Origin of the sequence: Granulicoccus phenolivorans DSM 17626 = NBRC 107789 = JCM 15570, assembly GCF_000423085.1 — a bacterium.
GTDB classification, from domain to species: domain Bacteria; phylum Actinomycetota; class Actinomycetes; order Propionibacteriales; family Propionibacteriaceae; genus Granulicoccus; species Granulicoccus phenolivorans.
The window spans coordinates 13,380-39,617 of record NZ_AUHH01000043.1 but is presented as its reverse complement, the minus strand read 5'-3'; the positions used below and the strand labels follow the sequence as shown (position 1 = coordinate 39,617).

Here is a 26,238-nt window from a genome sequence, read left to right as displayed (position 1 = left end):
TGAGCACCTCGTTGGCCCGTCGAAGCTCCCGGTTCTCCTGCTCAAGCTCTCGCACCCGCTGCGCCTCCGCAGTGCTGATACCGGGCGTGACGCCGTCGTCGATGTCGGCCTGCTTGACCCACATCCGCACGGACTCGACCCCGTATCCGAGCTGCGTCGCGACCCGCTGCACGGTCCCTTGCGTGAAGCCCAGCTCGGCGCGCAGCGCCCTCACCATCCGCACCGCGGCGGCCTTCTCCTCGCTCGAGTAGCGACGCGTCGTCGGCTTCCCCGACGCCAGTTCCTTCGGCATAACTCCATCCTCGTTTCCAAGGTCAGGAGCCTCCAACAATCTCAGGGCGCTTCAGGGCTGTATCGTCGGGGGTTGCTGCGCAGGGGTTGCGCGGGGCATTGTCGTCTCCTTCGGTGATCGGTCGGATGGCTGGGGACGAGAGCAGACCGCGGACGTTTTCGATGACGACCCATTGGGGTTGCAGCACTTCGATGGCTGTGCCCATGTGCGCCCATAGACCTGAGCGGGTTCCGGGTGCGAGACCGGCGCGCTTGCCGACGGTGGACACGTCTTGGCAGGGGAAGCCGCCGATCAGAATGTCAACGGGCTCGACCTGCGACCAGCTGATCCTTGTGATGTCGCCCAGATTCGGGGCGTCGGGCCAGTGGTGGGCGAAGACCCTGGCCACGGGCTCATTGATCTCAGAGAACCAGACGGTCTCTCCGCCGAAGACATGTTCGACAGCGAGGTCGAGGCCGCCGTATCCCGAGAAGAGCGAACCGATCCTCAGCGGACTCGCGGGATCGGTCGGTGTGTCGTGCATGAATGCTCCGGCTGACGGGATGATCCCCGGCCAGAACTCGCGTGAGTCGTGTCGCCGGGCTGGTCACCTGTCAGGTGCACCACTACGTCGTGCTGACCTGTCCTCGCGGTCGCCGGCCCAGTGCCATCCAGTCCATCGACCAGCAACGTCCATTCACGACAGCCCGCACTCAGGAAGCTCCGCCACACCCTGCCTTTTCTGAGCTGACACGCCTCTTGCAGGTCGAGGTCTAGGGCCCTGTGGCAGCAGAAGTCACAGGAGGCTGGCGCTCACCTGCCCGGCAGGACCGGGAGGTGGGCATGACGGTTTCCATGCGGGTGATGTCGGCGGGCGATGGCTACAGGTACCTGCTGCGGACGGTCGTGGCCGCTGACGGCGATCGTCCGCTTTCGACGCCATTGACGCGCTACTACATGGAGGCAGGAACACCGCCTGGCCGTTGGCTGGGTGACGGCGTGGCCTCGCTCGGCGACGGTGAACTGGCTGTCGGGGATGTGGTGTCGGAGGCGCAGCTTCAGCTGTTGATGGGCATGGGCCGTGATCCGATCAGCGGCGATCCGTTGGGCTTGGCGTTCCCGGTCTACAAGACGCCGGCGGAGCGGATCGAGGCCCGGATCGCTGATCTGGACCCGGCGTTGTCGCCGGGTCGCAAGGGTGAGGTGGTCGCGCAGATCGTTGCCGAGGAGGCCGCGCGGGGTACTCGGCGGGCGGTGGCCGGGTTCGATTTCACGTTCAGCATCCCGAAGTCCGCGAGCGTGTTGTGGGCGGTGGCGGATGCGGGGGTTCAGGCGTTGATCGGTGAGGCGCATCATCGTGCGGTTGCGGAGGTGGTTGCGTTCATGGAACGCGAGGTTGCAGCCACCCGCACCGGTGCAACCGCCGGGGACGGCGCGGTTGCACAGGTCGATGTCACCGGGCTGATCGCGACGGCGTTCGACCACTTCGACTCCCGCGCCGGCGACCCCCACCTGCACACCCATGTGGTCATATCCAACAAGGCCAAGACCGTGCTCGACGGCAAGTGGCGCTCCCTCGACGGCCGACCGATGCACGCCGCCGTGGTCGCGTTGTCGGAGTTGCATGAGGCGGTGTTCGCCGACCACATGACCCGCACCTTCGGCGTTGCCTGGGAGGCCCGCGATATGGGGCGCGACAAGAACCCGGCCTGGGCGATCACCGGCGTCCCCGAGGAACTGATCGCGGAGTTCTCGACCCGCGCCCGCCACATCGATGCCGAGACCGACCGCCTCATCGCTGATTACGTCACGGCGCATGGGCGGCGTCCGTCCCCAGCGACGATCATGAAGCTCCGAGCCCAAGCCACCCTCAGCACCCGCCCTGAGAAGGACGTCCGGTCCCTGGCGGAGTTGACCGCCGAGTGGTGGACCCGCGCGACCAAGACACTCGGCCACGATGCGACCCTGTGGGCGCGCGGGGTCACGGACAACGACACACCGTTGCTGCTGCGCGCCGACGATGTACCCCTCGACGTAGTCGACGAACTCGGCCATTCCGTGGTGGAGGCCGTGGGTGAGAAACGTTCGACCTGGCGCAGGTGGAACCTGATGGCCGAAGCCTCCCGACAGACGATGGGATGGCGATTCGCCACCATCCACGACCGCGTAGCCATCGTCGCCATGGTCGCCGACGCCGCCGAACACGCCTCCCTGCGCTTGACACCCCCCGATCTGGCCACCTCCCCTGCGGCGTTTCGCCGGTCGGATGGGTCCTCGGTGTTCCGGCCGAAGCACTCCACGGTGTTCTCCTCCGAGGTACTGCTTCAAGCTGAGGACCGGCTGCTCGACCGCTCCCGCACATTCACCGGCCCGACCGTCTCGTTGGCGAGGGTCGAGAAGATCACCCGCAAGCGTGATGCCGAGGGCCGGCTGCTCGGTGTCGATCAGGCCGACGCGCTGGTCCGGATCGCGGTGTCGGGGCGGGTGCTCGATGTGTTGGTCGGTCCCGCGGGCTCGGGCAAGACCACCGCGATGAACGCGCTCCGCCGAGCCTGGGAGACCGAACACGGTCCCGGCTCCGTCGTCGGTCTCGCACCATCCGCGGTCGCCGCCCAAGTCCTCGCCGACGACCTCGGCATCGACACGGAGAACACCGCGAAGTGGTGGCAGAACCACCTTCTGCACGGCACGACCTTCGAGGCTGGTCAGCTTGTCATCATCGATGAGGCGTCCCTGGCCGGCACCCTGTCTCTGGACCGCATCACCCACCTCGCCCAGGAGGTCGGAGCGAAGGTCCTCTTGGTGGGCGACTACGCCCAGCTGCAATCGGTCGATGCCGGCGGGGCGTTTGCGATGCTCGCCGGCGACCGTCACGATACGCCCGAGTTGGTCGATGTCCACCGCTTCAAGAACGGGTGGGAGAAGACCGCATCCCTGGAGCTCCGGCACGGACGAACCCAGGTCATCGACACCTACCTCAACCACCACCGCATCCACGACGGCGACCACGAGACCATGACCGACGCCGCCTACACCGCATGGCGGGCAGACCGGGACACCGGCCTGGTGTCGGTGCTAATCGCCGAAACCCAACAGGACGTGACCGCCCTCAACACCCGAGCCCGCGCCGACCTGATCCTCGACGGCACCCTCACCCCCAACCGCGAGATCGAACTCCACGACGGCACCACCGCCGGAGTCGGGGACACCATCATCACCCGCCGCAACGACCGACGACTCCGCACCACGAACGGACGCGACTGGGTACGCAACGGCGACATATGGACCATCACGTCCGTCCGCGGCGACGGGACCCTCACCATCCGCAAACCAGGCCGCCGGTTCGGCGGCACGGTCGTCCTGCCAGCCGGGTATGCGGCCGAGCATGTCGATCTCGGGTACGCGGTCACCGCCTACCGCGCCCAAGGAGTCACCACCGACACCGCGCACGTCCTCGTCGAGCCGACCTCCACAAGAGAGAACTTCTACGTCTCCATGACCCGCGGCCGCCACACCAACCATGCCTACGTGATCCTCGACCACGCCGACGATCATGCAGAACCGCACCCCGGCGAGAACCCCGACGCGAGTGCACGAAGCGTCCTCTACGGCGTTCTGCAGCACACCGGCGCCGAACTGTCCGCCCACGAAACCATCGTCACCGAACAGAACCAGTGGGGCTCGATCGCCCAACTCACCGCCGAGTACGAGACCCTGGCCGCCGCAGCCCAGCATGACCGCTGGGCCACCCTCATCCGCGGCTCCGGACTGACCACCGACCAAGCCGAGAACGCGATCGAGTCCGACGCCTTCGGCCCGCTCACTGCCGAACTCCGCCACGCCGAAGCCAACCATCACGATGTCGAGGCGCTCCTGCCACGTCTCGTCGGCGCGCGCGGGTTCAGCGACGCCGACGACATCGCCGCCGTCCTCCACTACCGCGTCGAACAAGCCACCCGACGACCCGCCCAGGCAGGCCGAGCCAGGAAGGCCCCTCGACTCATCGCCGGCCTGATCCCGCACGCGGACGGCCCTATGGCCACCGACATGCACGAAGCACTCGACCAACGACGCTCGCTCATCGAAACCCGCGCCGACGCCGTCCTAGACATCTCCCTGAACGAAGCTGCGCCGTGGACGAAGGCGCTCGGCACACCACCGACGGATCGACGGAGGTACGCAAGCTGGCGACGGTCAGCCCGCACCGTCGCTGCGTACCGGGACCGCTACCAGATCGCTGGCGAATCACCCCTAGGTGCGCCTCCAACTTCGACCGCGCAGAAGATCGACGCAGCCCGGGCCCGAGCCGAACTCGGCCGAACGAGGAAACTCACCGTTGCCGACTGGGGAACTGAGGACCCCGTTGACCGCACCGCGGAAGAGCGGAGCGGCCTGACAATCTAGTGGCCGCGAGACGAACACCCAGTACTGGGCAGCCACCACCTGACTCTGAGAGACTCAACGGCGTGGGCGAGGCGATTACCTGGGAAGAACCGGAGATGGTCGTCATGCATGGTAGGCGCAGGCCCGACTACGCTGATGACCGCCGATTCACCAGAACGTGGTGGGCGAACGGAGGGCTCGGGCCACCCGACCATCAGTGGCGGTCATATATCCAACGGGGCGAGGAAGTCGCCCGGCTTCTTCTTCACCTCAGGTACCCCGCCCACTCTTCCCGCACTAACAGCCCAGCAGTCATGGTCTGGAGTTTCGAGGTTCGAGAAGACCTCCGCTGCAATGGAACCCACCTAGGCACAGCGATCATCCAGCAACTCGCGTCTGAGTACCGTGACCGCGAAATCTATGTCGGCCCAACTCAGCAGTCTGCATCCTTCTGGGCTCGCTTCGGATGGCCGATGTGCAACTGCACTGAATGCGATGGCCGCGACCTCATCGTCCGTCGACCCAAACGTTAGGCCGTAGCTGGCCAGGGTCAGTGTCGCATTGGCCAGGCGTCCGTCAGAACGGGCAGCCCGTGGCGTCGGAGCATCGGCCTAGGGCCGCAGCACCCAGGCTCCATCGGGTCCTCGTAGGGTGCCCGCCCTAGGTTGTCACCACCGATCGGGTGCCACCTCCTGCGTCCATGGCTCAGTCCATGCCCTTCTGCTCACCTAGCGAGCTTCCGATGAGACACTTATGTCGGCGCGCAACCACGGAGCGCTCCATTTCCGCGTAGGGAGGGGATGGAAATGACACTCTGATTTGGCCCCACCGTGACGGCCTGATCTGGCCCCGGGTTCGACACTCCGGGGTGGTTGTGACGGTCTGATCTGGCCCCACCTCACGCTGGTCGATGTTGTCGTCGAAGGGTTGGGGTGCGGGGTGTCTGTTGGGAGTCGTGTCAGGGTGTTTGAAGCGATCCGTCGGGACCGGCGGGATGATCCGGATGTGTCGATCCGCGAGTTGGCGGTACGGCATGGTGTGCACCGTCGCACGGTCCGGCAAGCGTTGGCGTCGGCGGAGCCGCCGCCGCGGAAGGTGCCGGTCCGGACTGCGCCGGTGTTGGACCCGGTGAAGCCGTTGATCGACGCGATGCTCCGGCAGGATCTGGACGCGCCACGCAAGCAGCGTCACACCGCGTTGCGGGTCCGGGAACGGCTCCTCGATGAGCACCAGGTCGAGGTCGCCTATTCCACTGTCCGGGACTATGTGCGGGACGCCAGGGTCCGGATCGCCGCCGAGGCTGGGAAGCAGTTGTCCGAGGTGTTCGTGCCGCAAACCCATCCGGCCGGGGCGGAGGCCGAGGTCGACTTCGCCGATCTGTGGATCGTGTGGGCTGGGGTGAAGACCAAGGTGTTCTTGTTCACGCTACGGCTGTCCTACTCGGGCAAGGCGATCCACCGCGCGTATGCGACGTGTTCGCAGGAGGCGTTCCTGGACGGCCACCGGTACGCGTTCGAGCAGCTCGGTGGGATCCCGATCGTTCACATCCGCTACGACAACCTGAAGGCGGCGGTGTCGCGGGTGTTGACGGGCCGGACCCGGGTCGAGTCGGACCGGTGGGTGCTGTTCCGTTCCCACTACGGCTTCGACGTGTTCTACTGCCGGCCCGGTGTCGAAGGAGCCCACGAGAAGGGCGGCGTCGAGGGTGAGGGTGGCCGCTTCCGCCGCACCCACACCGTCCCGATGCCCAAGGTCGAGACGTTGGCCGAGCTGAACGCCTACCTCGCCAAGTGCGACGCCAAGGATGATCACCGGCGGGTCGGGCAACGAACCAAGACCGTGGGTGACGACTTCGCTGTCGAGCAGCCGCTGCTGCGGCCTTTGCCGGTTGAGCCGTTCGAGACCGGGATCAGCCTGCGGCCTCGGGTCGACCGGCACGCCCGCGTGACGGTGCGGCAATGCCAGTACTCGGTGCCGGTCCGCTACGTCGGCCGCCAGCTGCGGGTGCTGCTCCGCGCCACCGTGGTGCTCATCTACGACGGGCCCAGGCTGGTCGCCGAGCATGAACGGGCCACGATCCGCGGCTCGGTGACCTTGGTGCTGGATCACTACTTGGAGGTGCTGGCCTATAAGCCCGGGGCACTGCCCGGGGCGACCGCCCTGGTCCAGGCCCGCAAGAGCGGAGCGTTCACCGCGGTCCACGAGCGGTACTGGAGCGCGACCAAGGCCCGCTACGGCGACAAGGCCGGCACCCAGGCCTTGGTCGAGGCGCTGCTGCTGCACCGCAGCTATCCCCACAGCCAGGTCCTGGCCGGCCTCGAGGCCGCACTCCAGGTGGGGGCGCTGTCCCCGGAAGCGGTCGCCGTCGAGGTCCGCCGCGCCGGCGAAACCCGGCCCCAACTCGGCCTGGTCGGCGCCGACGGTCAGGTCACCTACCCGACCGACACCAGGCCCCTGCCCAGCGTCGACGCCTACGACACCCTGCTCACCGGAGGAACCCCCACATGACCACCATGACCACCCAAGCCGTCGAGGTCGCGATCGACACCGCCTGCCGCACCCTGCGCCTGCCGACCATCCGCGAACGAGCCGCCCAAGCAGCAGCGACCGCAGCCCGTGAGCAGCACACCTACCAAGGCTTCCTGGCCGAACTCCTGCTCGCCGAGTGCGACGACCGCGACGAACGCCGCCGAGCCCGCCGGGTCCACGACGCCGGCTTCCCCCGACCCAAACGCCTCGACGAGATCGACTACGACGCCAACCCGAACCTGAACCCCGCGGTGATCAACACCCTGGCCGCCGGCGACTGGGTCGCCAAAGGCCGACCGCTGTGCCTGATCGGCGACTCCGGAACCGGCAAAACCCACCTGCTCATCGGGATCGGGACCGCCGCCGCCGAGCACGGCTACCGGGTCCGCTACGTGCTGGCGTCCCGGCTCGTGAACGAGCTCGCCGAAGCCGAGAACGACCGTGCCCTCACCAAAGTCATCGCCCGCTACGGCCGGGTCGACCTGCTCTGCCTCGACGAATTGGGCTACCTCCAACTCGACCGGCGCGGCGCCGAACTCCTGTTCCAGGTCCTCACCGAACGCGAAGAGAAGACCGCCATCGCGATCGCCTCCAACGAACCCTTCAGCGGCTGGACCAAAACCTTCACCGACCCCCGCCTCTGCGCCGCGATCGTCGACCGACTCACCTACGACGCCACCATCATCGAAACCGGCACCACCAGCTACCGCCTCGCCCACACCCGAGCAGGTGGAGCCAACTCAAGCCGCCATGGTGGGGCCAAGTCGAGTTGACATACTCAGAGGGGACGACGTGGCGTTCGTTCGAACTAGGACGGGCGGGACGGACTACGCCTCCCCTGGTGAGCTGTATCGCGATCTCCCTCGACGTCCAGGCGCTGTTCCCGGGCTGTGGGCGCACCAGTCGGAGATGCTGAAGACATTCACGTCGAAAGCCAGCAGTCCCGACGTCGCGTTGGAACTCCCCACTGGCACTGGCAAGACACTCACAGGGCTGCTTGTTGCGGAGTGGACGCGACGCAAGCGACGCTCGCGAGTGATCTACGCGTGCCCAACCCAACAGCTTGCGCGCCAGGTGACGGACGCTGCTTACCGAGAAGGGATAGACACGGCGCTGCTCGTGGGTCGGCACTCTGACTGGCCCACCGGCGCACACGTAGCGTACGAAGCAGCCGAGGCGATCGCCGTCACGACGTACAGCAGCATCTTCAACAGCAACCCTCGCCTGGCCGATGCCGACCTGATCCTGTTCGATGACGCACACGCCGGTGAACAGTATGTCGGCGAGGCCTATAGCGTCGACATAAACCGATGGAAGTCTCCGGCAGAGTACACGGCCGTGCTCGACACACTCGCTCCCGCCCTTGATGGCGTGTTCCTTGAGCGCCTACGCGATTCCCAACCTGACCCTGGGATCGGTAGTGACGTGCGGATGGTAGTGCCGCTTCGACAGAGCGGCTTGATCGCCAAGCTCGACGGCGTATTGGGTTCACTCCGGGCGCCGCATACCTACCGCTACGCGATGATCCGCGCCGGCCTAGCCTCGTGCCTGGTGTATGTGGCCTACTCAGGAATCTTGGTCCGTCCATACGTGCCACCCACCCATCAGAACGGGCTGCTATCTGGTGCACGGCAGCGGGTCTACTTGTCCGCGACGCTGGGTGAAGGGGGCGAGCTTGAACGTGCGTTTGGACGCCCGGGAATCCTTCGACTCCAGCAGCCGGATGAGAGCACCGCACCACGGTACGGACGACGGTTCTTCGTGTTCCCCGAGTTCGTCGAAGGCGCCGACACGACCGACCTCAACCGGGCGATCGTCGCAGCCGCGGGCAAAGCACTGATCCTGGCACCTCGCACCGAGGCTGCCATGAGCGACGCCAGCGCGCTCGCGCAGCCAGGATGGCCTGTGTGGGGGATCGACCAGGTTGCTGAGAGCATGGCCCCGTTCGCCAAGCTGCCGCATGGCGTCTGCGGACTCGCCGCTCGCTATGACGGGCTCGATCTCCCGGGGGACGCGTGCCGCCTCGTCGCCCTCGATGGGGTCCCTGACCAAGACAATCTTCAAGAACGGTTCCTGCAGTCCCGCGCTCGGGCCGGCGCTGCCCTGGCGGCTCGGGTGCGCACGCGTGTGATCCAGGGCGCTGGTCGGTGCACAAGAGGTCCCGGAGACACGGCGGTCGTGCTCGTTCTCGGTCCTGATCTCTCGCGTTACCTTACTCGACCAGAGATCGTCGCGGCACTTGACTCTGAACTCCAGGCCGAAATCCGCTTCGGCCGCGAGAACTCTCAGGCCGGCACAGCCGGTGACATGCTCAGCAATCTCCACGCCTTCCTCAACCAGGACAGCGATGAAAGCTGGCGCGCCGAAGCCGAGCCTGCCTTGACCGACTACCGCCGCGAAATGACTCAACAGGCACCCGATGGCACCGCAGCCTTGTCAGCCTGTGTGGAGCACGAAATAAGGGCCTGGGCTGCGGCCAATATCGGCGCCTGGGACGACGCGGCCAGGCATGCCCACGAAGTTGCGCGAGTCACGGGCGCGGCGGGTTCCGCCACCAAGGGCTATCGAGCATTCTGGACCTATCTGGAAGCCGCCTGGGCCGATCAAGCCGCCGATCAGACCGGCGACGCCGCCGGCAGGACTGCGGCACAGGGGCTAGTGCGGCTCGCCGAAACGATCATGGGACTTGGGTCATGGGTCCGCCAAATGGCACCATTCCCGACTATGCAACGGTCCGCGCTCAGCGCCATCGATGCGAATGCCGTCAATGCGGTGGCCTCAGTACTGGACTCAGGCGCTAATCAGGGCAAGGTCCGCCGACGCATCGGTGAGATACGCGCTGGTCTGGCAGAACGCGCCCCAAGCAAGTACGAGCCCGCACTTACCGAGTTGGGCAAGCTCGTGGGTGCGGACGCGTCCAAGCCGCCCGGCACTGGTCGATGCGACTCCGCCTGGTGCTGGGGGAACGAACTCTGGCTCGCGCTAGAGGCCAAGAGCGACCATGAGCCCACTGGCGTTGTCCCGCATAAGGACATCCGACAAGCGAACGACCAACTCAGGCTGCTTGCTGCGGATCGCGGGGTGGACGCTGTCCCGCCGGAGAGTGCAACCGTCGTCATCTCGTCGAAGCCCGCCATCCATGACGACGGAGTTGCGGGGGCGGAACCGCATGTGCATCTCGTCGCACCGACGACGATGTCCGAGCTCGCCCTTGATGTTGCATCCGTCTGGGATGAGCTTCTGACGAAGAGCACCACAGCTTGGACGCTCCCGCAGCTGCGCCAGTTGGTGGCCGAGAAGTTCAGCTCCCGCGGAGTGCTCCCGTCACAGATTCACGAGCGACTCACCCGCGATCCTGTTGCATCGAAGGGCGGACAGCCATGACCACCCCGCGGCATCCGCCATTTCCCGCCGGGACCCTTGAGCACACATGCAAGATCGTCGCTGAGTTGTATAGCGGCTCCGAACTCACACGCATCCTGGCCGAAATCCCACTCCGGACCGACCCAGGTGAGGGCCACACCAAGTGGCGACGCCTTGCGCACGCCGTCAGCACTAACCAGGCGCATACCCAGACCGGCAACGCCCTCATCGCGCTCATCACTGCATCGATGCGACCGGAGCGAACTCTTGACCGTGCGGATGCAGCGCGTCAGACCCGCGACCAGCTGAACCAAGCACTCTCACTCGTTGCGCTGCAGGTCCGCGACGATGGGCGCGTTGGTCGCACAAGTCAGGCCCGAACCACAGACGAGGCTCAAGCTCGAACCGAGCACCTTCGCGGCCTTCTCCAACACCGAGGCGCTCATCCCGAGGTCCTCGCCTACTGCCGTCCAGAACTACTAAGAAAGGACTACTACGAAGCTGTGTTCGAAGCCATCAAGGGCCTTGGCAGCAGGCTGCGGCAGTTGACTGGTGTCGATGGTGATGGCTACGGCCTGGTGGAAGCAACAATGGCCGGCAGCTCTCCTCGGCTACGCATCAACCCGCTAGGAACGCGAACACAACGTGACGAACAACTCGGCCTCGCCAACCTCGCCAAAGGACTGTTCAGCGCATTCCGCAACCCCGCAGCGCACGAGCCACGGATCGAGTGGTCTCTGTCCGAACAAGACGCCCTCGACGTCCTCGGCACTCTCTCGGTCATCCACCGGCGTCTAGACGTAGCAACGGTCACCGCGAGCTAGGAGAAGACATTCCGAGGCAACGGGCCGGTCGGATCAAACTCAACCAATCGGCAGCAACCCCCACACAGCCCGCAATCGCGCCAGGCCGCCATGCGTGGGCGTCCGTGTTGGTCGGCCGGGATAGGGCGGGACGCACCGCCGAGTGTGGTTGACAGTCCATCGTGGACCTTCCATGCGCAGCCGGCGTGGCGTAGCCTGGACCGTGAGGCGGATTTCTCCTTCCCTTTGGGCCGCTCGCGGCAGACCTTCCGGTCACTCTCCACGCACCGTCTCACGAGATGTTCATGCGCTGAGAGGAGCCCCGCCATGATCGGCCTTCTATGGACCGCAAGCGTCGAGACCCGCTACTTCCTGCGTCGGTACATGCCGAGCAACATCGTGCTCGATCTGATCCGCACCCGGCAGGGCTTGAAGTGGGGGGTGCCTGCCATGCTGCTCGCCGCGCCGTATCTGATGGTGGCCTACTGGTGCACCACCGTGATCGAAAACGGTGGCCCTGGCTGGGTCCACCTCATCGTCCTCGTCTGCATCTGGAACGCCTTCAAGATGATCTTGATCGGCCCGGTCAGCGTCGCACTACTCGTGGGAGCCCGAGTCCGAGAGCGTAGCGCACGCCGCCAGCACCAGCAGAGCAACACCGAGCTAGCCGGCAGCACGGCCCAAGTCGGCCGGACCATCCACTGAACCCCGCAGAGGCAGCACAAGCAAGCCGCTGTAATCCGAGCGGCCTGCTGGGAGAGGTCCGCCGTGCATCGGGCGGTGGACTACAGCGTCCGTGACGAATCTGTCTGCCGATCCCGGATCTGAGCTGCATCGAGCGGCTCGCGGGCGATCGACCTCGATGAGCCGGCATCCGGGTTGTGTTCGAGTAGGACAGCGAGGTCTGAGGAGTCTGCCACCAGCGATGCGGTCCCCTCGCGCAAGAGACCGTGCGTGCCGACGCTCGTGGCGCTCGTCACCGGACCGGGCACAGCACCGACGGCGCGTCCCAGCTCCTGAGCCCGATGCGCCACCGCCAGCGAACCCGAACGCCAAGCGGCCTCCACGATCACCGTTGCCGACGACAATGCGGCCATGATCCGCGCCCGGGCCATGAACCGGTGTCTCGTCGGCATAGTACCCGGCGGCAGTTCGCTGACGAGGAGACCGACATCAGCGACTCGTTCGAGGAGGTCGCTGTGACCGGTCGCGTAGAGCCGGTCAACACCGCAGGGAAGAACAGCGATGGTGTCTCCCCCGGCTGCCAGGACGGCGCGATGAGCAGCGCCCTCGATCCCATAGGCTCCACCCGCCACGACCACGCGCTCATCGCGAGCGACAGCGCCCGCGAGTTCGCCGGCGACGTGCTCCCCATAGGATGTCGCCGCCCGCGCTCCGGTGATCGTCACTTGGTCGGGCAGTGGACGGGACAAGAACGAGGATGCACCACGCGTCCACAACACATACGGGGCAAAGTCGCCGAGATCGTTGAGGGCAGCGGGCCAGTCCCGATCTCCGGGGATGAGGACGCCGAACCCCAGCTGCTGTACCTGGTCGATACGTCCGGCTAGCTGCTGAACGTCGAGCCGAGTGAGATGGTCGCGCCACACCTGGGCATTCAGCGGACGCAGACCCACCACAGCATCGTCGCGCTCAGCAAGCCACAGCGTCTTGACGGCGCCCAGATGCGCCACCAACCGGCCGGTCACCGGATCGTTCGGCTCAACAAGCATCGACAACGCGATCCGTGCCGTCCGCTCGTCACGGGCCACGTCACTCAGACCATCCATCATCGGTTCCTCTCGGTGATCGTCACCGAGAAGGTGCGCACGGCACCATCCAGCGGCCTTCCCCAGCGGTCCGCGTCAAGCTACACTCAACGACTCGAACGTGTGTTCGATACTGAGTTGCGTAGTGAGTCCCCAGGGAGAGTCCCCAGGGAGAGTCCCCAAGGAGAGAAGTCGTCATGACATCGGATCAGAAGGTAGACACCAGCCACGTCACAGTTCACAGGCTGCCGCCGGCCACCCTCCGACGCAGCGAAGAACCTCGCTGGGAGGTTCGCGCAGAAGGGCAGGTCATTGGCTGGGTCGAAGCCCATCTCGGCAAGGGTCACACCTTGTTCTACTTCGCGACCGGCATCCACCCCCACAACGGGCGGGAGTACAGGCTTGAAGGAACCACCAGCTTCGACGAGAGAGTCAACGCCGTCGCCGACTTCTACCGCGACCCCATGACGCAACGCCAGCACCTCGGAGGCTACTCCGGCACAGCGTAGTCCTGAATCTGTTCCGTCACGCCTAGTCGCCCGTCGGAGCGGCACGTTCACGGATGCGCAGCAGATCCGCGACGACCAGGTATGTCTGAACGACGCACGTGTCGACTTCGTACGTGGTCACGTCGCCGTGCACGCCCTTGCTTGCGAGATCGTTCAGCGCGCGGAGCCGTGCGTCGACATCTTTGAGTGCAGCCTGCACTACGGCGCCGTTCTCATGCTTGCCGACCGTCTCGGCTACGTACTGCAAGAGCCGGTTCACAAACGCCGCATCGTCGAGCCGATGGGACTTCCCGTCGACGCCCGTCACTGGTTCTGACCTGGCCGGATAGAGCTGGTCCGCCAACGTTTTCAGCACTCGCCGACAGGACGTCAAGGCGTGCGCTCGGTCTTCGTCGCCGCCGTCCTTCAGCCGCCGGTAGGCGGTCTGAAATTGCTCAAGAGCCGGTGGCGATATCGTCGTGAGCTGCTTGTCGACGTACGCCCTCAGTCGGTGAAAGGTCTCCGCTGTAGCCTCGCCGAACGTGAGTTCGTACTCGGTTTCGGTCAAGAACTCCCAGAGCCGGGCCTTGATGCGGGCAAGCACATTCTCAAGCGTCATGCGCGATGCGACAAGCTGCGTACGAGCCCGTTCCTGGTCGGACACGTGCTTGCCGAGGTCGTAGCTGTGCATCCCCGGAGGCGGCGAGATGAGTGTCGCAGCCTCCTGCTCCCGCAGCGTCTGCGCCAACTCCTCGATCTGTTGAACGCTGCGAAGGTTCGCCTCCTGCGCGCCAGACTCCGTCCGCCGCCGACTGATGTAGCCGTCGTATTCCGCAGTCCACTTCGCGTTGGCCTCGTCGCCTGGGATCGTCGTGAGCAGGCGCGCCGCCAGGGACTCACGCGAGGCTCGTGAGGCTTCTGACTGGTTCGTGAACTGGTTGGCTACATCAGTCGACTCCATCGTCAACCAGGAGAGCGCCACACCATCGCCCCGCAAGGATGCGATCCGCTGACAACGCCGCGTGAGCGCAGCGACCGTCATGCCGGGCGCATCAAACTGGTCCAGCGTCTCCTGGACAAGGTTCGATGCGCGGTCAACGTCAGGCACCCGCTAAGGCTATCGACTCAGCTGTCTCCAGGCTCACACACGTTCGACTCGATCCAGTCGTCGAAGCCAGTTCAAGCGGTTGAGCCGGTGGACTTTCGCTAGGCTCGCATCAGTGGTGACGCGGCCGTTGGATGCCGCCCGTTCCGGGAGGGTGTTCTGTGTACTTGAGCCGTGTGCGAGTGCGGGGCTTGCGGGGCTCGGTCGACCACCCATTGGAGGTGTCGCTTCCCGGGCGGTTCGCGGTGATCGCAGGCGCGAATGGTGGTGGAAAGACCACGTTCAGCGACGCGGTGTACTTGGGCCACCCACAGCGGTTCCCACACTTGCCGCGCCACTCGGCTGCTGCCCTCGGACCGGGCGACCGGGACATCGAGGTGGCCTACAGGTTTGAGGCGGATGCAGCGAAGGAAGGTCCGCTTGGCCTCCAGCTACAGTTACAGAGCGGCCGTTCGGTGCCGGGTACAGTCGCGGCGGACTGGGCGCGAACCTTGCACCGGAGTATGGGGAGCATAACGACCAAAGTCCTGTCAGCGTCCGTGAGCGGGGTTGAGGACAAGATCCTGCTCGTGCACCTGCCAGCGTGGCGCAACCCGCTCGATGAGCTTTCGCGGCGCAAGACCCGAGTCTTGGTGGAACTCCTGCGTGCGCAGCAGCAGAACCGCGGCCGCGGCCGCGATTTGTCGGACCTGCGAGCGCACGCGTCCCGACTGCTCGAACAGCTCGCGACGCACGAGGTTCTCGACGGGCTGGAAGCTCGGGTGGGCGACAAGCTCCGGGCTCTCTCGGCCGGCGTGTCGCGCAACTGGGCCTACATTCGCGGTCAGGTAGTCGATGACCGCTACCTGGCTAGAGTGCTGGAGCTAATGCTCGCCACCATCGAGGGTCGCGTCGGCGCGCTGCCCTTGGAGATCGTTGCCCTTGGCTATGTGAACCTGCTTCACATAGCGGTCACGCTTGCCGCCATCCCCGACGCCACCGAGATAGCAGCAGCTGCCGCAGAGGCACCCCGGGGTCACCCCGTCGGCCCAGCGCCGGACGAGGCCCCGCTGGCAGTTACGCCGTCCGAGCCAACTGAGGAGGATCTTGCCGAAGCTGACCGTGTTCTGGCCCAGGCGAGGGCCGAGAGCGAGAGTGTCGAGGACTCGTTCTTCCCGGACAGTGCGTTCCACGTGACCCTTCTCATTGAGGAGCCCGAGGCCCATCTGCACCCGCAGCTGCAGCACTCGCTGGTGCGGTACCTGCGGCGTCAGGTGGAACTCCGTCCTGAACTCCAAGTCATCCTGTCCAGCCACGCAACCGACATCATCACCTCCTGCGACCCGACCGAGCTGATCATTATCCGCCACGACAAGCTGGGCCGCCCTATCGCGCGGGCTGTCGCCGATATTCCACTCACGGCACGAGACGAGGTTCTACGGAAGGCGAGGTTGCACCTGGACGCCAGCCGATCGGCTGCGTTGTTTGCCAATCGCGTTCTGCTCGTTGAGGGAGTCACTGAAGCAGCCGTACTTCGTGAGCTTGGATGGGCGTGGGCCGGCGACGACGAGGACAAGCAAGCGTTTGTCGACGCGCTCAGCATTGTTCCGATGGGCACCAAGGTTGGACCTTGGGCCGTAAGGCTTCTCGCCACCCGAGACCATGAGCTCTGCAGTCGTTTAGCGGTCCTCCGAGACAGCGACACGGATTTCGATGACGCGCCCGAACAGCCGAGCTGGGCTCTGGACCACGACCCTGACGTGCTGCTCGTCGAACACAGCCATCCCACGTTGGAGCCGCAACTCACCAAACTCAACGAAGACCAGATCAAGCAGGCCCTTCAGGACATCGGCCTAGACGTGCCCGACGAAGTGACCCCTGAGGCGGTGCGCGACATCTTCCGCGGCAAGCACAAGCAAGACGGCGAGTCGGTCAAGGCCGGGCCAGGCGCATCGAAAAAGGGCGAGTTCGCCGAAGCGCTCGCCGGGCGGCTTCGCGACGCCCGATACGCAGGAAGCATCGACGTTCACGTGCCGGCTCCCTACGTGAACATCTTCGAGTTCCTGTACGCCGACCCCTCGTCGCCGCCCTTCTCGGGCTCGACATCGGAGGATGCGGGACCGGGGGACGGCCCGGTAACCGACGGGGCAGACCAGGGCGTCACGACCGGGCCCGCTGACGTCGACATCGACGAACTCATGAAAGACTTCGGACTGTCGTGACCGGGGCTCTCGCTCACGCGGGCGCGATCAACACGCTGACTGCGCAGCAACGGCACGCTGCGGCCACCGGTGAGAAGAATATCTTCATCGAAGCTGGCCCCGGTACAGGGAAGACGACTGTCTCCGCTCAGCGATTCGGTGTGCACAGGTTCGCAGCCCGATACCGGCACGACGCACGTGCCGTCGTCGCCGTTAGCTTCACGCGTGCGGCCACGTTCAACCTGCGCCGCCGCGTGCAGCGCCTCTGGGGTACGGAAGCTCTCGCCTGGCCCCACCGAGTCGTCACCCTCGACACGATCATGTCCGACCTCTTTCACGACCTCCTTCGTGAGGAGCTAGTCGAGTGGCCTGACGCGAAGAAGTTGTGGCCCGGCGGCGATGTGAAACTTGACGTCCGCGACAGCTGGGCATCTTGCGGCGGTACGTCCTCCACTCGTTCCATCTACGAACTAGGGCTGAATGGCAAGGCTGTGACGTTCAGGTCGGCATTCGCGGAGGACTACGCGAACCGTGTCCCGGCGGTCAGCATCTTGCCGCACATGCGCCAGGGCATCTGCACCCACGACGATGTCCGGACGATCCTTGAACACGCCCTTCACCGCCCCAATTGCGCCGCACGCATTCAGGCGCGCCTCGGACAGCAGATCCGCGCACTCGTGGTCGACGAGGTCTTCGACGCGAACGAGCTCGACATCGCCATCCTCGAATCGGCCATCGCCGCTGGCGTCGCAGTTACCCTTGTCGGCGACCCCTGGCAAGCGCTCTACCTCTTCCGAGGCGCCAAGCCTCAGGTCGTGCGCGACTTCCTGGATCGGAACGGCATCCCGACGCTGCGCCTCACGCAATCGTTCCGCTGGCAATCGGAAGAACAGGCCGAGCTCGCCACCAACCTTCGCAACGGCGCCAGAGTCACACTGCCCATCGATTCCGACGACATCGACGTCGCTATCGCGCTGTACTGGAAGGACCTCTGGGCGGTGGGCGGCGGCGTCCTCCCCCTCGCCTACCACTCGTTCAAAGGCGGGTACGAAGAAGCCGCTGCGACCCTGCTGCTCAACCACGCCACCCGGAACATCCTGGACCTCGACGCCACCTACCTCGGCGATGCTCTTGCCGCACTGAACATCCAAGACCGAGACATACCGAGGCAACTTGAACCCCAGTTGCAGGGCGTGATCGAGACGCTCCAGCCCGGCACACCCGCGGCCATCAAGGCCGCATACAACCAACTTGTCACTGTTGTTGGCGCCGTCTCCGCGCGCTACCTGCGGCCGCCCCACGCAGCCCACACCAAACGGCTCACCATGCTCCAGTCACGTCTGACCCACTCCGGCCGCCCAGTTCCTGGTCTCACCACACACCAGGCCAAAGGGGGCGAGTGGGACATCGTTGGCGTCGTCTTGAGCGACACCGAACGCAGCTCCCTCGGCGTCGGCCTCTCAGTCACCCAGGACACGCACCGCAAGATCTACGTTGCCACTACCAGAGCCCGCTACCGCACAATCGAGGTCATGTCGGCGCCACCACCGCCAAGCAAACGAGCGGCAGGCAAGACCGCCAAGTCGACGACTGCCAAGCACATCGCTGGCCTGACATAGTTGTCGCGATGGCCGGAGCGCGAGTGGGTCATTGCCGGCTCTGGCAATTGCTAGACGGCCTATAACGCGGTGTCGCTGCGGCCGGTTCCGGCGGCCATGGTGTGTGGCGGAAGGCTTGAGACTTGGATGCCAGTTGGCCGAGCCGGTCACATGAATAGTCGGAACTGATAGCTGTCGTCCGGGAGCGCTGGCACCCTGCTAATGATTCGTGCCAGCCGCTGGCTGTAGGAGATAGTCACGGGGGTCACACCGTAAAGGGCGTCGTTGTTCCAGTCGAGCTTCGACAGGGCAAGGATTTCGCTGGCAGGAATCTCCAGGGGGCCAGCACCCGCGTCACGCTTGAACGCAATCGGGGTCGGTAGAGCCTTGGCTGCCTGATTATAGTTCTCACCCGTCAGCGCGACACCCTTCGCCGTACCGGCGATCCACAGGAGTGCCTCCCGCCCAGAGAGATACTGAAGAGACCCGCGGCCCACAGGCCATTCGTTGGCGACCGCCGAGTTGCCCTTGCCGCCGCGGAGGGCAACCCCGGTCCAGGGTGTGTCTAGACGTACCTGGAGGCACTCGATGTCAGGAACGGCCGGGCTCCACGCGTCGAAGACCCCTGCGACTTCTTCCTCACGCCAGGTTGTCGTCTTGTGGATCACAAGCCGCTGGGGCAGAGACCCGGCCCTGCGCCGCTGGTAGAGGCGAGCGCTGCGCGCCATGACGGTGCGCATCTCGTCGCGGGTCAGATGCGGGTTCTCCAGGTCACGGTCGGCGCCGACGTTGTAGGCGATAAATTCGAAGCCGCCGCCTTCGGCGTCGAAGACCTGCGAGCAGCAGGTGACGAACTCGTTGGCGGTCCCGCCGCGAATCGCGTAGGCCAGCCCGAGGTAGGCAGTGTCGGACTCAGTGGGACGCATCATCCGGAACGGCACGCCGCCAGCCTTCGTCAGCAGCGCAATCGACAGCCGCCAGTACATGGAGCACTTGTACCTGAACTGCAGCGCGGAGGTCTCGCGGATCATCTGGATAGGACAGCCCAGCAGCGCGGCCGTCGCCTTCAACCGGTCGTGCAGGTCCAGCGCACCGTCGGCGCTGAGCCTCAGAGGCTCCCAGGCTGCAGGGAGTAGGAAGACGATGACGTCCCAGGAGTCGCGAACGGTGTGGAGGTGCCGCACCGCACGGGCAAGCGCCTCGCTGAGTCGGTCGTGCGCGTCAGCACCGGTGCCGATCTCGGCGCTCCGGATGTCGACGTGGGCGTCGGACTGAGGAAGAAGCTCGGCCTTGAACAGCGCCTCGAACCCCGGATATCGCGGCACGTATGCCAGACGGTCGCTGGGTTCGTGTGCCTGGGTGGCACCGCGGAGGAAGTCGTAGAGCTTCGGCTTGTCACCGTTGAGGGTGATCGTGGCGAGTCGCACGCTAGCGGTCGGCGGTCCGGCGTAGGGGCCGTGGTCGAGCAGTCCGACGAGCGGGTGACCCGCGGTTGCCGGGGTCGGGCTGCTGTCAAACTTCAGCATCGGTTCCTGAAGAATCGTGTGCGGTGCCCAGGGCTGGCGAGAGTCAAAGTCGAGGGTCATGCTGACCTCCAACTATGTGCGGAGAACGCACCGAGAGTGAAACCACCGAAAGTGTCAGGGTCGCAGGTACGGGGAAGGCGCAATGAGACGTCCTTGCGCTGTGGCGCGATCGAAGTAGCCCAGACATCGATGATGCTTGCCCACTTCTCGTTCTGCTTGCGTTGCACCCAGCGTTCCCGACGCCAATCCGCTGCTGGGTCCACAACCGGACTATCGTCGTCCTCGTCGCGTTCGAGGCGCTCGACCCAGGTAAACGGGGTAAAAATCATCCACGGAGCACCCCAGCGCCACTCGACGTGGAGGCGTGCTGCCTCGGCCCAGGCACGTTGCTCTGCTAGCCGGTTCTGTCCACGACCTTTACCTAGATGGCCGGTCACTTGGCCGTCGTAGGCCTTCTTGAAGCGGCGAAGAGTAAGCTGACGCGACTCGCTGAGGTCATCCCACTCGTGCAACAACACCAGAGCGTCGCGGCGAGTTGTTCTGGCTCGTGCCGGTAGCCAGGATGCGACCGACCGGGCCAGGCCTTGGACGAGTAGAGCGTGCAGGCCCGGCTCCAGGTCACCGCTGAGCAGGTCGATGTCGACGTTCTCGGGGGTGGTGCCGACGATGCGCGCCAACTGCTCGGGGTCACCCCAGCCCCATACGCTTCCGCCGGCTTGGACGGCGACTCCGCGCCATCCGGCTTCCTTGGATCGTCGGCGGAACTCCTCGTTGTCGATGCCGGACAGTGAAGCGTGCAGGACCGAGGTCGGCGCGGCCAAGACAGGGAGCGCGTTGTAGCGAATAATCGGGTAGCTGCGCTTGCTCGCCACGGGCGGAGAGGCGTCGGCGACCCGTGACGCCGACTGAAGACCGTTGATATACGTGCGGGCATCGTCGGTGAGTTCGGCTTGCAGGACGAGGCTGGCCATCAGCTCGTCGAAGGTCTCCAACGCCACCAGGTAGGAGGCGACCCCGCGTTCGGCTGCTATCTCCAAAAGGCGACGCACCCGTTCGGGCAGCCGACCTGGTTCCCTGGTGAACCACCACAGACCAGCAGGCCATGCGCTATCAAGAAGTGTGGAGCTCTCCAGCATCTCCATGACGCTCTCGTCACGACCGCTATAGCCCACGACAGCCAGCCCCACACTCCTGCTGACGTCCTGCACGGACTGGCGCAGCACCTGGTCTTGCACGACCAACTCTTCGGTCAGGTTCTTCAGCGACGACTCACGGAAGTCGCCATGGAGCTTGACCAGCAGCGGGTGACTCTCGGCGGACAGGATGCGGCGCGCACGGTCGACACTGTTCAAGGCGGCAACGTAGAGGCGCCGTGGATCGCTGACATCGTTGACGGCCGTATAGGACTCGGCTGCCGCTTGCTCGATCAGGTCATCGAAGTTGGTCGTGGTGACGATGTCGATGAAGCCAGCGGTCATCAGCGCTCCGAAGACCCTCTGACCGAAACTAGGCCGGCAGCCCTTCAAGATGCCTTGCAGGTACGAGCGACGAGCCGACTCGTCTGGCAGAGCCAGCTTGAACGCGCACGAGTAATCATCCGCGGAACCGAACGGAACCATGCCGTTGCGGCCGTCGAAGTAGGCTGTCAACACCGAACGGACGTTCGGGTCATTAGCGTTTAGGTTCTGACGGATGAGCCCGTGCCGCTCCGCGTACACCCGCAGTAGGAGGTCGTCGCGGACCTGGTTCGCGGTCCGCAAACCGGCCGACGCGCTCGCACCCGCGCCAAGGAGCCATGCGAACCGCCGAGGCTGAACAGCCCAGGCCCGCACGAAGTCTCCCTGATCTAGAGTATCCACGCTCAATGCTCGCACGGGGTCATGACCGATCCATGCCTGACACGCACTGCCCGGACTTCGACGCGCCAGCAGCGCACTCAGCATGTCAACTTCGAAATCGTTGACTCCGTCCTTGAGTTCGAACTACCGGCCCCACTGTCGCCTCAAAAGGGTCCGCTGACTTCGCTTGTCCCTGGTCACCGCCAGCAGGCGTCCGTCCCGACCCCCTAGATCAAGAGGCCTACCTCGACCAGCGCCGCCCGCACAGCCTTGCGATCCACTCCCATCCTGCGGCCGATCGCTCGCATCGAGATGCCCGCCCGTGCTAAGCGGACGGCCTCGGCCTTCTCGTTGAGGCTCAGGCCGGGCCGCCGACCCGGCACGTTGCGGCGACGGAGATGCGCGAACACTGTTGCGCGGTGGATGCCGTACCGGTCAGCCAACTCTTGGACCCCTGCTCCGGCCAGGTAGTCACCCACCAGAGCATCGATCTCCGATGCCGTGAGGAAAGTTTGAGCCGTCTCGACAGTCCTTGCCACTGGCCCCCGATCATCCCTCGGAGCAGCGTCCTGAGGTCGACGGGAGACCTCGTAGACTCCTCGCTTCATGCGGTTGACAAGGGTTTTTGTCTTGGGGGTAATGTTGCCGAACGTGCTATCCAGGCACCCCAAACGGGTCAGGTGTGAACTTGCGACCAAGAGTCCGCCCTTGGTCGCGGTTCCCGCTGGGCCTCCTGTCGACACCTCCCTCGTCGACTCGGCGATATCATCGGCCACGGCGCACCATCATGCGCGGCCCGGCGTCACATTTCGCCCGATCAAGGACGGGCCCTGGATCCCCGCTCGACTTATCTGGTGGCGTGACAATCCGCCCGGCGGTCTGCCCGATCTGATCAGTGGCGTCACGCATAGTTACGAGACCTCTTCCGGGGTTTCAGTACGCTGGGGCGCATGCAGCTGATCGGCATGCTCGGCGGAATGAGTTGGCAGTCCACGCTCGAGTACTACCGGCTCGCCAATCTTCGGGTCGGCGAGGTCCTGGGCGGCGTCCACTCGGCGCGCATTCTGCTCGATTCGGTCGATTTCGCCGAGATCGAGGAGTTGCAGCGGCACGGCGAATGGTCCCGGGCCGGCGACCTGTTGGCCGCGCGAGGCCGCGCCCTGGCCACCGCCGGTGCCGACCTGCTGATCCTGTGCACCAACACCATGCATCTGGTGTTCGACCGGATTGCCGAGGCGGTGGACAAACCGGTGCTGCACATCGTCGACGCCACCGCCGCGGCGGTTCGCCGGGCCGGGGTCTTCCGTGTCGGTCTGCTGGGCACCGCGTTCACCATGGAGCAGCCGTTCTACCGGGACCGGCTCGCCGCCCACGGCATCGAGACCCTGATCCCCGGTGCCGAGGATCGCCACACCGTCCATCGGGTCATCTACGACGAACTGGTCCGCGGCATCGTCGACGAGCAATCCCGGCTGGCGTACCGCGACATCATCGACCGCTTGCTCCGCGACGGCGCGGAAGGGATCATCCTGGGCTGCACCGAGATCGAACTGCTGATTTCGCCCGGCGAGAGTCCGGTCCCGGTCTTCGCGAGTACGCAGATCCACGTCGCGGCCGCGGTCGACCGAGCCCTGGGCCTGACCCCACCGGGCCGGCTGCCGTGACCGCTGCCCGCAGAGTCGTCCTGGCGCCCGACAGCTTCAAGGGCTCGCTGACCGCAGCCGACGCTTGCGCGGCATTGGCGGCCGGCTGGCGCGAAGTCGATCCCGGCGCCGAGGTGATCACGCGCCCGATGGCCGACGGTGGCGAAGGGACGCTCGCTGCGTTCGCCGCGGCTGTGCCCGGAGCCCGCGCGATGCCGGTACGCGTCCCCGGACCCGACGATCGGATTGTCGAGGCCAGCTGGCTGCTTCTCCCGGACGGGACCGGGGTGGTCGAACTCGCCTCGACCAGCGGCATCGAGCTGCTCGGCGAACGTCGCCTGCCCCACCACGCGCATACCCGCGGCTTCGGCCGGGCCATTGCGGCAGCACTCGAGCACGGCGTGGACCGACTGGTCCTCGGCATCGGTTCCAGCGCCTCCACCGACGGTGGGGCCGGAATGCTGCGCGCCCTGGGTGCCCGGTACGCCGGTCCGGACGGGCTGCGCGGCCTGGCCGGGATCGAGGTGCTGGACACCACCGGGCTCGCAGCTCCCCCGCCCGGCGGCGTACGGGTGCTGTCCGATGTCACTGCTCCCCTGCTCGGCCCGCACGGGGCCGCCCACCTCTTCGGTCCGCAGAAGGGCCTGCAAGTGGCGGACCTGACCGAGGCGGACGCCGCACTGGCGCACTGGGCCGAGGTCGTCGGCGCCGCGCTACCGGCGGCCGACCCCACCGTCCCGGGCGCGGGCGCGGCCGGCGGTACCGGTTTTGCGCTGCAGGCCTGGGGCGCCCGGTTGGTTCCCGGGGCCGCCGCGGTGGCCGAACTGATCGGGCTGCCCGCGGCGCTCGCCGGCGCCGCTCTGGTGATCACCGGCGAGGGAAGCTTCGACGCCCAGTCCGGCCACGGAAAAGCCCCGGCCCTGGTGACATCGCTGGCCGCTCGGGCCGGCGTCCCGGTGGCACTGGTGGCCGGCCGCATCGCTCCCGACGCGGACCTGACCCCGTACGTCGCCGCACTCTCGCTGACCGACCTGGCCGGCGGCACCGCGGCGGCCCTGGCCGACCCGGCCCGCTGGTTGCAGGCGGCCGGGCGAGCCCTGGCCGGGTGAACAAGGGCGAAGTCTACCGCTACGGGTCGAACTCCCTGGTCCGGCGAGTGGCCGTGACCATCATTTTCGGCCAGCACCCTGCGCCGGCTCCAGGATTGCGGTGAGGTGGCGCAGGACGCGCCGCGCGATCGCTGCATCAGGCTGATACGGGAGGCCGAGCGCCTCACCGAGGTCCCAGGTCCGCAGCACCGTGGTGGCGAGTTGCTCCTCGTACCGAGCCGTGATGATCTCGTCCGGCAGTTCCGCTGCGGCAAAGGCGGCCAGCAGCACTCGGGCCGATTCGCGGTACCCCACGTCGAGGCCGCAGGTCCCGGACACGTCCACCGCCGCAAGGTCGGCCCGACTGCGCAGTTCGGGCCACGTGTCGCCGGCGTTCGCCGGACCCGCCAGGGCCGCGGCCGCGGCCAGGGTCTGCTGGACGAGGGAGAGATAGAGGTCGCCCACATCTTCGCCGGTGCCGAAGATCGGCAGGCCGAGGTCCCCCGGGGTGACCTCGGAAAGAAGTCCGGCGAGATCTTCAGTCACTGTGTGCAAAGTGGATACGTTCATCGCGTGTCCTCGCTTCCGGTGTGGTGGCGTCCTGGGGCGCGAGCTGCGAAATTAAATCATCTACCACGGTAGATGATTGAAGGGTGGGAGTCAATGGTGATCGATCGAAGCGCCGACGAACCGGACCTGGGTGCCCTGGTGGCCCGGCTCCTGCCGCACCTGATTGCCCTGGAGGAGCCGATCCTCGGCCGGGCCGGCCTTTCAATGTGGGAGTACGCGATCATCACCGAGCTCGCGTCCGGCGAGGTGGTATCCCAGGCCGAGCTCTCCCAACGCACTCGTCGCGATCCCACCCGCCTCGGGCGACACCTGACCGAACTGGACTCCCGCGGGCTGATCACTCGCACCCGGGCCGGCGACCAGCGCCAACTCACCGTCGCCCTCACACCCACCGGCCAGGACACCTTCGGCCGGGTCAAACAGGAGATCCGGGCAGCCGAGGACGCACTTCTGCACCCGATCGTCGGCGAGGCGGGCGCCCGAGAACTGCGCGCACTGTTGGCCCGGATCCTGCTTACTTCACCAGGACCTTGAACAACACCACCGCCACGATGGCCGCAGCCTGCAGCAGCAGGTACCACAGCTTCTGCGCCGGGGTCGACCCCGCGCCCCGCAGCCCCAGCAGCACCAGGATGAACTGAGTCACCGACAGCACCACGACGGCAATGATGATCGCCGTCCGGACCGACCACAGACCGGCATCGGCCAGGAGCAGGATCACCCCGGGCACGACTGCGACCTCCAGCGCCCGGCCGGCGACGCTCAGGATCCGCCGCAGCACCGAAGGTTTGGGTGCCCCCGACCCAGCGTGGGCGTACGCGAGCGTGTCGGCCACCAGGCTGGCCAGGAACAACCCGCCCATCGTGGTCGCCAGGCTGGCCGCGGCCGCCCGTCCGGTCAGGTTCTCCGCGTGGACATACAGCGCCAGCAGGGTCGCCACGCCGGTGATCGAGGCGTACAACATTTCCCGGACGTGATGGACAACGTGCTCACCACTCGGCTGCTCGGCCTCGCCCTCCTGCGACATGACACGAGACTGACACACGCCGGCGCCCCGCAACCACAGATGTCAAGAAAGATTGCA

The 26,238-nt window shown here is 66.0% G+C and carries 21 protein-coding genes and 1 pseudogene; 12 read left to right on the top strand and 10 right to left on the bottom strand.

What is annotated here, in order from left to right; all coding sequences use genetic code 11:
* Both G531_RS0115435 and G531_RS25320 read right to left on the bottom strand, forming a co-directional pair.
* Positions 1–292, bottom strand: a 292-nt coding sequence (locus tag G531_RS0115435; protein ID WP_035757194.1) for a transposase, incomplete at its 3' end; no start/stop codon positions are given.
* Positions 293–314: 22 nt separating this feature from the next.
* On the bottom strand, positions 315–815 hold the full coding sequence (locus G531_RS25320; protein ID WP_081684177.1) for a DNA cytosine methyltransferase: 501 nt from the start codon (positions 813–815) through the stop codon (positions 315–317).
* A 299-nt stretch (positions 816–1,114) separates the two neighbouring features.
* Here G531_RS25320 and mobF point away from each other — a divergent pair, with 299 nt between their 5' ends.
* From mobF to G531_RS0115410, 4 genes are all read left to right on the top strand, one after another.
* Positions 1,115–4,675, top strand: a complete 3,561-nt coding sequence (gene mobF / locus G531_RS26810; RefSeq protein ID WP_145952682.1) for a MobF family relaxase — start codon at positions 1,115–1,117, stop codon at positions 4,673–4,675.
* A gap of 918 nt (positions 4,676–5,593) precedes the next feature.
* A complete protein-coding gene (gene istA, locus G531_RS0115420) occupies positions 5,594–7,162 on the top strand; it encodes an IS21 family transposase (RefSeq protein ID WP_081684176.1) in 1,569 nt (522 codons plus the stop codon).
* Entirely contained in the window at positions 7,159–7,956 is a 798-nt protein-coding gene (gene istB / locus G531_RS0115415; RefSeq protein ID WP_026927923.1) for an IS21-like element helper ATPase IstB, read from the top strand. The genes istA and istB overlap by 4 nt, the downstream gene beginning before the upstream one ends.
* Positions 7,934–10,567 carry a DEAD/DEAH box helicase gene (locus tag G531_RS0115410; protein WP_345917487.1) on the top strand — a complete coding sequence of 878 codons (2,634 nt, stop codon included), beginning with the start codon at positions 7,934–7,936 and terminating at the stop codon, positions 10,565–10,567. Before istB ends, G531_RS0115410 begins: the two co-directional genes overlap by 23 nt.
* A gap of 299 nt (positions 10,568–10,866) precedes the next feature.
* Here the strand turns inward: G531_RS0115410 and G531_RS26945 are convergent, their stop codons facing one another.
* Positions 10,867–10,992: a hypothetical protein gene (locus G531_RS26945; protein ID WP_257787362.1), complete on the bottom strand. Its 126-nt coding sequence runs from the start codon at positions 10,990–10,992 to the stop codon at positions 10,867–10,869.
* 51 nt (positions 10,993–11,043) lie between these two features.
* Between G531_RS26945 and G531_RS26805 the strand changes: the two are divergent.
* Positions 11,044–11,370: pseudogene (locus G531_RS26805) on the top strand (TIGR02391 family protein); the annotation flags it as partial.
* 306 nt (positions 11,371–11,676) lie between these two features.
* A complete protein-coding gene (locus G531_RS0115400; protein WP_026927921.1) occupies positions 11,677–12,054 on the top strand; it encodes a hypothetical protein in 378 nt (125 codons plus the stop codon).
* A gap of 80 nt (positions 12,055–12,134) precedes the next feature.
* Here G531_RS0115400 and G531_RS23155 read toward each other — a convergent pair whose 3' ends face one another.
* Positions 12,135–13,139, bottom strand: coding sequence for a DNA-processing protein DprA (locus G531_RS23155; protein ID WP_051215583.1), 1,005 nt, complete (start codon positions 13,137–13,139; stop codon positions 12,135–12,137).
* Between the two features lie 176 nt (positions 13,140–13,315).
* Between G531_RS23155 and G531_RS0115390 the strand changes: the two genes are divergently transcribed.
* Positions 13,316–13,627 (top strand): hypothetical protein, encoded by a 312-nt coding sequence (locus G531_RS0115390; protein WP_026927920.1) that lies wholly within the window; start codon positions 13,316–13,318, stop codon positions 13,625–13,627.
* Between the two features lie 22 nt (positions 13,628–13,649).
* Here G531_RS0115390 and G531_RS0115385 read toward each other — a convergent pair whose 3' ends face one another.
* Positions 13,650–14,714: a hypothetical protein gene (locus tag G531_RS0115385; protein WP_026927919.1), complete on the bottom strand. Its 1,065-nt coding sequence runs from the start codon at positions 14,712–14,714 to the stop codon at positions 13,650–13,652.
* A gap of 218 nt (positions 14,715–14,932) precedes the next feature.
* On the opposite strand from G531_RS0115385, the gene G531_RS0115380 reads away from it, so the two are divergent.
* The gene (locus G531_RS0115380; RefSeq protein ID WP_158522453.1) at positions 14,933–16,912 is read left to right on the top strand and encodes an AAA family ATPase; all 1,980 of its coding nucleotides are present in this window, start codon (positions 14,933–14,935) and stop codon (positions 16,910–16,912) included.
* Positions 16,909–18,510 (top strand): UvrD-helicase domain-containing protein, encoded by a 1,602-nt coding sequence (locus G531_RS0115375; protein WP_026927917.1) that lies wholly within the window; start codon positions 16,909–16,911, stop codon positions 18,508–18,510. The genes G531_RS0115380 and G531_RS0115375 overlap by 4 nt, the downstream gene beginning before the upstream one ends.
* Before the next feature lie 146 nt (positions 18,511–18,656).
* Here the strand turns inward: G531_RS0115375 and G531_RS0115370 are convergent, their stop codons facing one another.
* The 3 genes from G531_RS0115370 to G531_RS0115360 form a co-directional block, all read right to left on the bottom strand.
* Positions 18,657–20,075, bottom strand: coding sequence for an argonaute/piwi family protein (locus G531_RS0115370; RefSeq protein ID WP_026927916.1), 1,419 nt, complete (start codon positions 20,073–20,075; stop codon positions 18,657–18,659).
* A complete protein-coding gene (locus G531_RS0115365; protein WP_081684175.1) occupies positions 20,072–21,958 on the bottom strand; it encodes an SIR2 family protein in 1,887 nt (628 codons plus the stop codon). Before G531_RS0115365 ends, G531_RS0115370 begins: the two co-directional genes overlap by 4 nt.
* 122 nt (positions 21,959–22,080) lie before the next feature.
* Entirely contained in the window at positions 22,081–22,332 is a 252-nt protein-coding gene (locus tag G531_RS0115360) for a helix-turn-helix domain-containing protein (protein WP_226996974.1), read from the bottom strand.
* Between the two features lie 471 nt (positions 22,333–22,803).
* On the opposite strand from G531_RS0115360, the gene G531_RS0115355 reads away from it, so the two are divergent.
* Together G531_RS0115355 and G531_RS0115350 are read left to right on the top strand one after the other, a co-directional pair.
* On the top strand, positions 22,804–23,517 hold the full coding sequence (locus G531_RS0115355) for an aspartate/glutamate racemase family protein (protein ID WP_026927913.1): 714 nt from the start codon (positions 22,804–22,806) through the stop codon (positions 23,515–23,517).
* A complete protein-coding gene (locus G531_RS0115350; RefSeq protein WP_026927912.1) occupies positions 23,514–24,605 on the top strand; it encodes a glycerate kinase in 1,092 nt (363 codons plus the stop codon). Before G531_RS0115355 ends, G531_RS0115350 begins: the two co-directional genes overlap by 4 nt.
* Positions 24,606–24,665: 60 nt before the next feature.
* On the opposite strand, the gene G531_RS0115345 is transcribed toward G531_RS0115350, so the two are convergent.
* Positions 24,666–25,130, bottom strand: coding sequence for a hypothetical protein (locus tag G531_RS0115345; RefSeq protein ID WP_026927911.1), 465 nt, complete (start codon positions 25,128–25,130; stop codon positions 24,666–24,668).
* 117 nt (positions 25,131–25,247) lie between these two features.
* Between G531_RS0115345 and G531_RS0115340 the strand changes: the two genes are divergently transcribed.
* On the top strand, positions 25,248–25,688 hold the full coding sequence (locus tag G531_RS0115340; protein ID WP_026927910.1) for a MarR family winged helix-turn-helix transcriptional regulator: 441 nt from the start codon (positions 25,248–25,250) through the stop codon (positions 25,686–25,688).
* Here the strand turns inward: G531_RS0115340 and G531_RS0115335 are convergent.
* Positions 25,669–26,181: a hypothetical protein gene (locus G531_RS0115335; protein WP_026927909.1), complete on the bottom strand. Its 513-nt coding sequence runs from the start codon at positions 26,179–26,181 to the stop codon at positions 25,669–25,671. The two genes, G531_RS0115340 and G531_RS0115335, sit on opposite strands and share 20 nt — an antisense overlap.
* Positions 26,182–26,238 lie beyond the last annotated feature (57 nt).

Excerpts from the sequence above, each read along its gene's own strand:
- G531_RS0115335 (WP_026927909.1), bottom strand. The coding sequence starts at position 26,181 with ATGTCGCAGGAGGGCGAGGCCGAGCAGCCGAGTGGTGAGCACGTTGTC.
- G531_RS26945 (WP_257787362.1), bottom strand. The coding sequence starts at position 10,992 with ATGAGCGCCTCGGTGTTGGAGAAGGCCGCGAAGGTGCTCGGTTCGAGC.
- G531_RS0115365 (WP_081684175.1), bottom strand. The coding sequence starts at position 21,958 with ATGCTGAGTGCGCTGCTGGCGCGTCGAAGTCCGGGCAGTGCGTGTCAG.
- istB (WP_026927923.1), top strand. The coding sequence starts at position 7,159 with ATGACCACCATGACCACCCAAGCCGTCGAGGTCGCGATCGACACCGCC.
- G531_RS0115370 (WP_026927916.1), bottom strand. The coding sequence starts at position 20,075 with ATGACCCTCGACTTTGACTCTCGCCAGCCCTGGGCACCGCACACGATT.
- G531_RS0115390 (WP_026927920.1), top strand. The coding sequence starts at position 13,316 with ATGACATCGGATCAGAAGGTAGACACCAGCCACGTCACAGTTCACAGG.
- G531_RS0115340 (WP_026927910.1), top strand. The coding sequence starts at position 25,248 with ATGGTGATCGATCGAAGCGCCGACGAACCGGACCTGGGTGCCCTGGTG.
- G531_RS0115410 (WP_345917487.1), top strand. The coding sequence starts at position 7,934 with ATGGTGGGGCCAAGTCGAGTTGACATACTCAGAGGGGACGACGTGGCG.
- G531_RS23155 (WP_051215583.1), bottom strand. The coding sequence starts at position 13,139 with ATGGATGGTCTGAGTGACGTGGCCCGTGACGAGCGGACGGCACGGATC.
- G531_RS0115400 (WP_026927921.1), top strand. The coding sequence starts at position 11,677 with ATGATCGGCCTTCTATGGACCGCAAGCGTCGAGACCCGCTACTTCCTG.
- G531_RS0115355 (WP_026927913.1), top strand. The coding sequence starts at position 22,804 with ATGCAGCTGATCGGCATGCTCGGCGGAATGAGTTGGCAGTCCACGCTC.
- mobF (WP_145952682.1), top strand. The coding sequence starts at position 1,115 with ATGACGGTTTCCATGCGGGTGATGTCGGCGGGCGATGGCTACAGGTAC.
- G531_RS25320 (WP_081684177.1), bottom strand. The coding sequence starts at position 815 with ATGCACGACACACCGACCGATCCCGCGAGTCCGCTGAGGATCGGTTCG.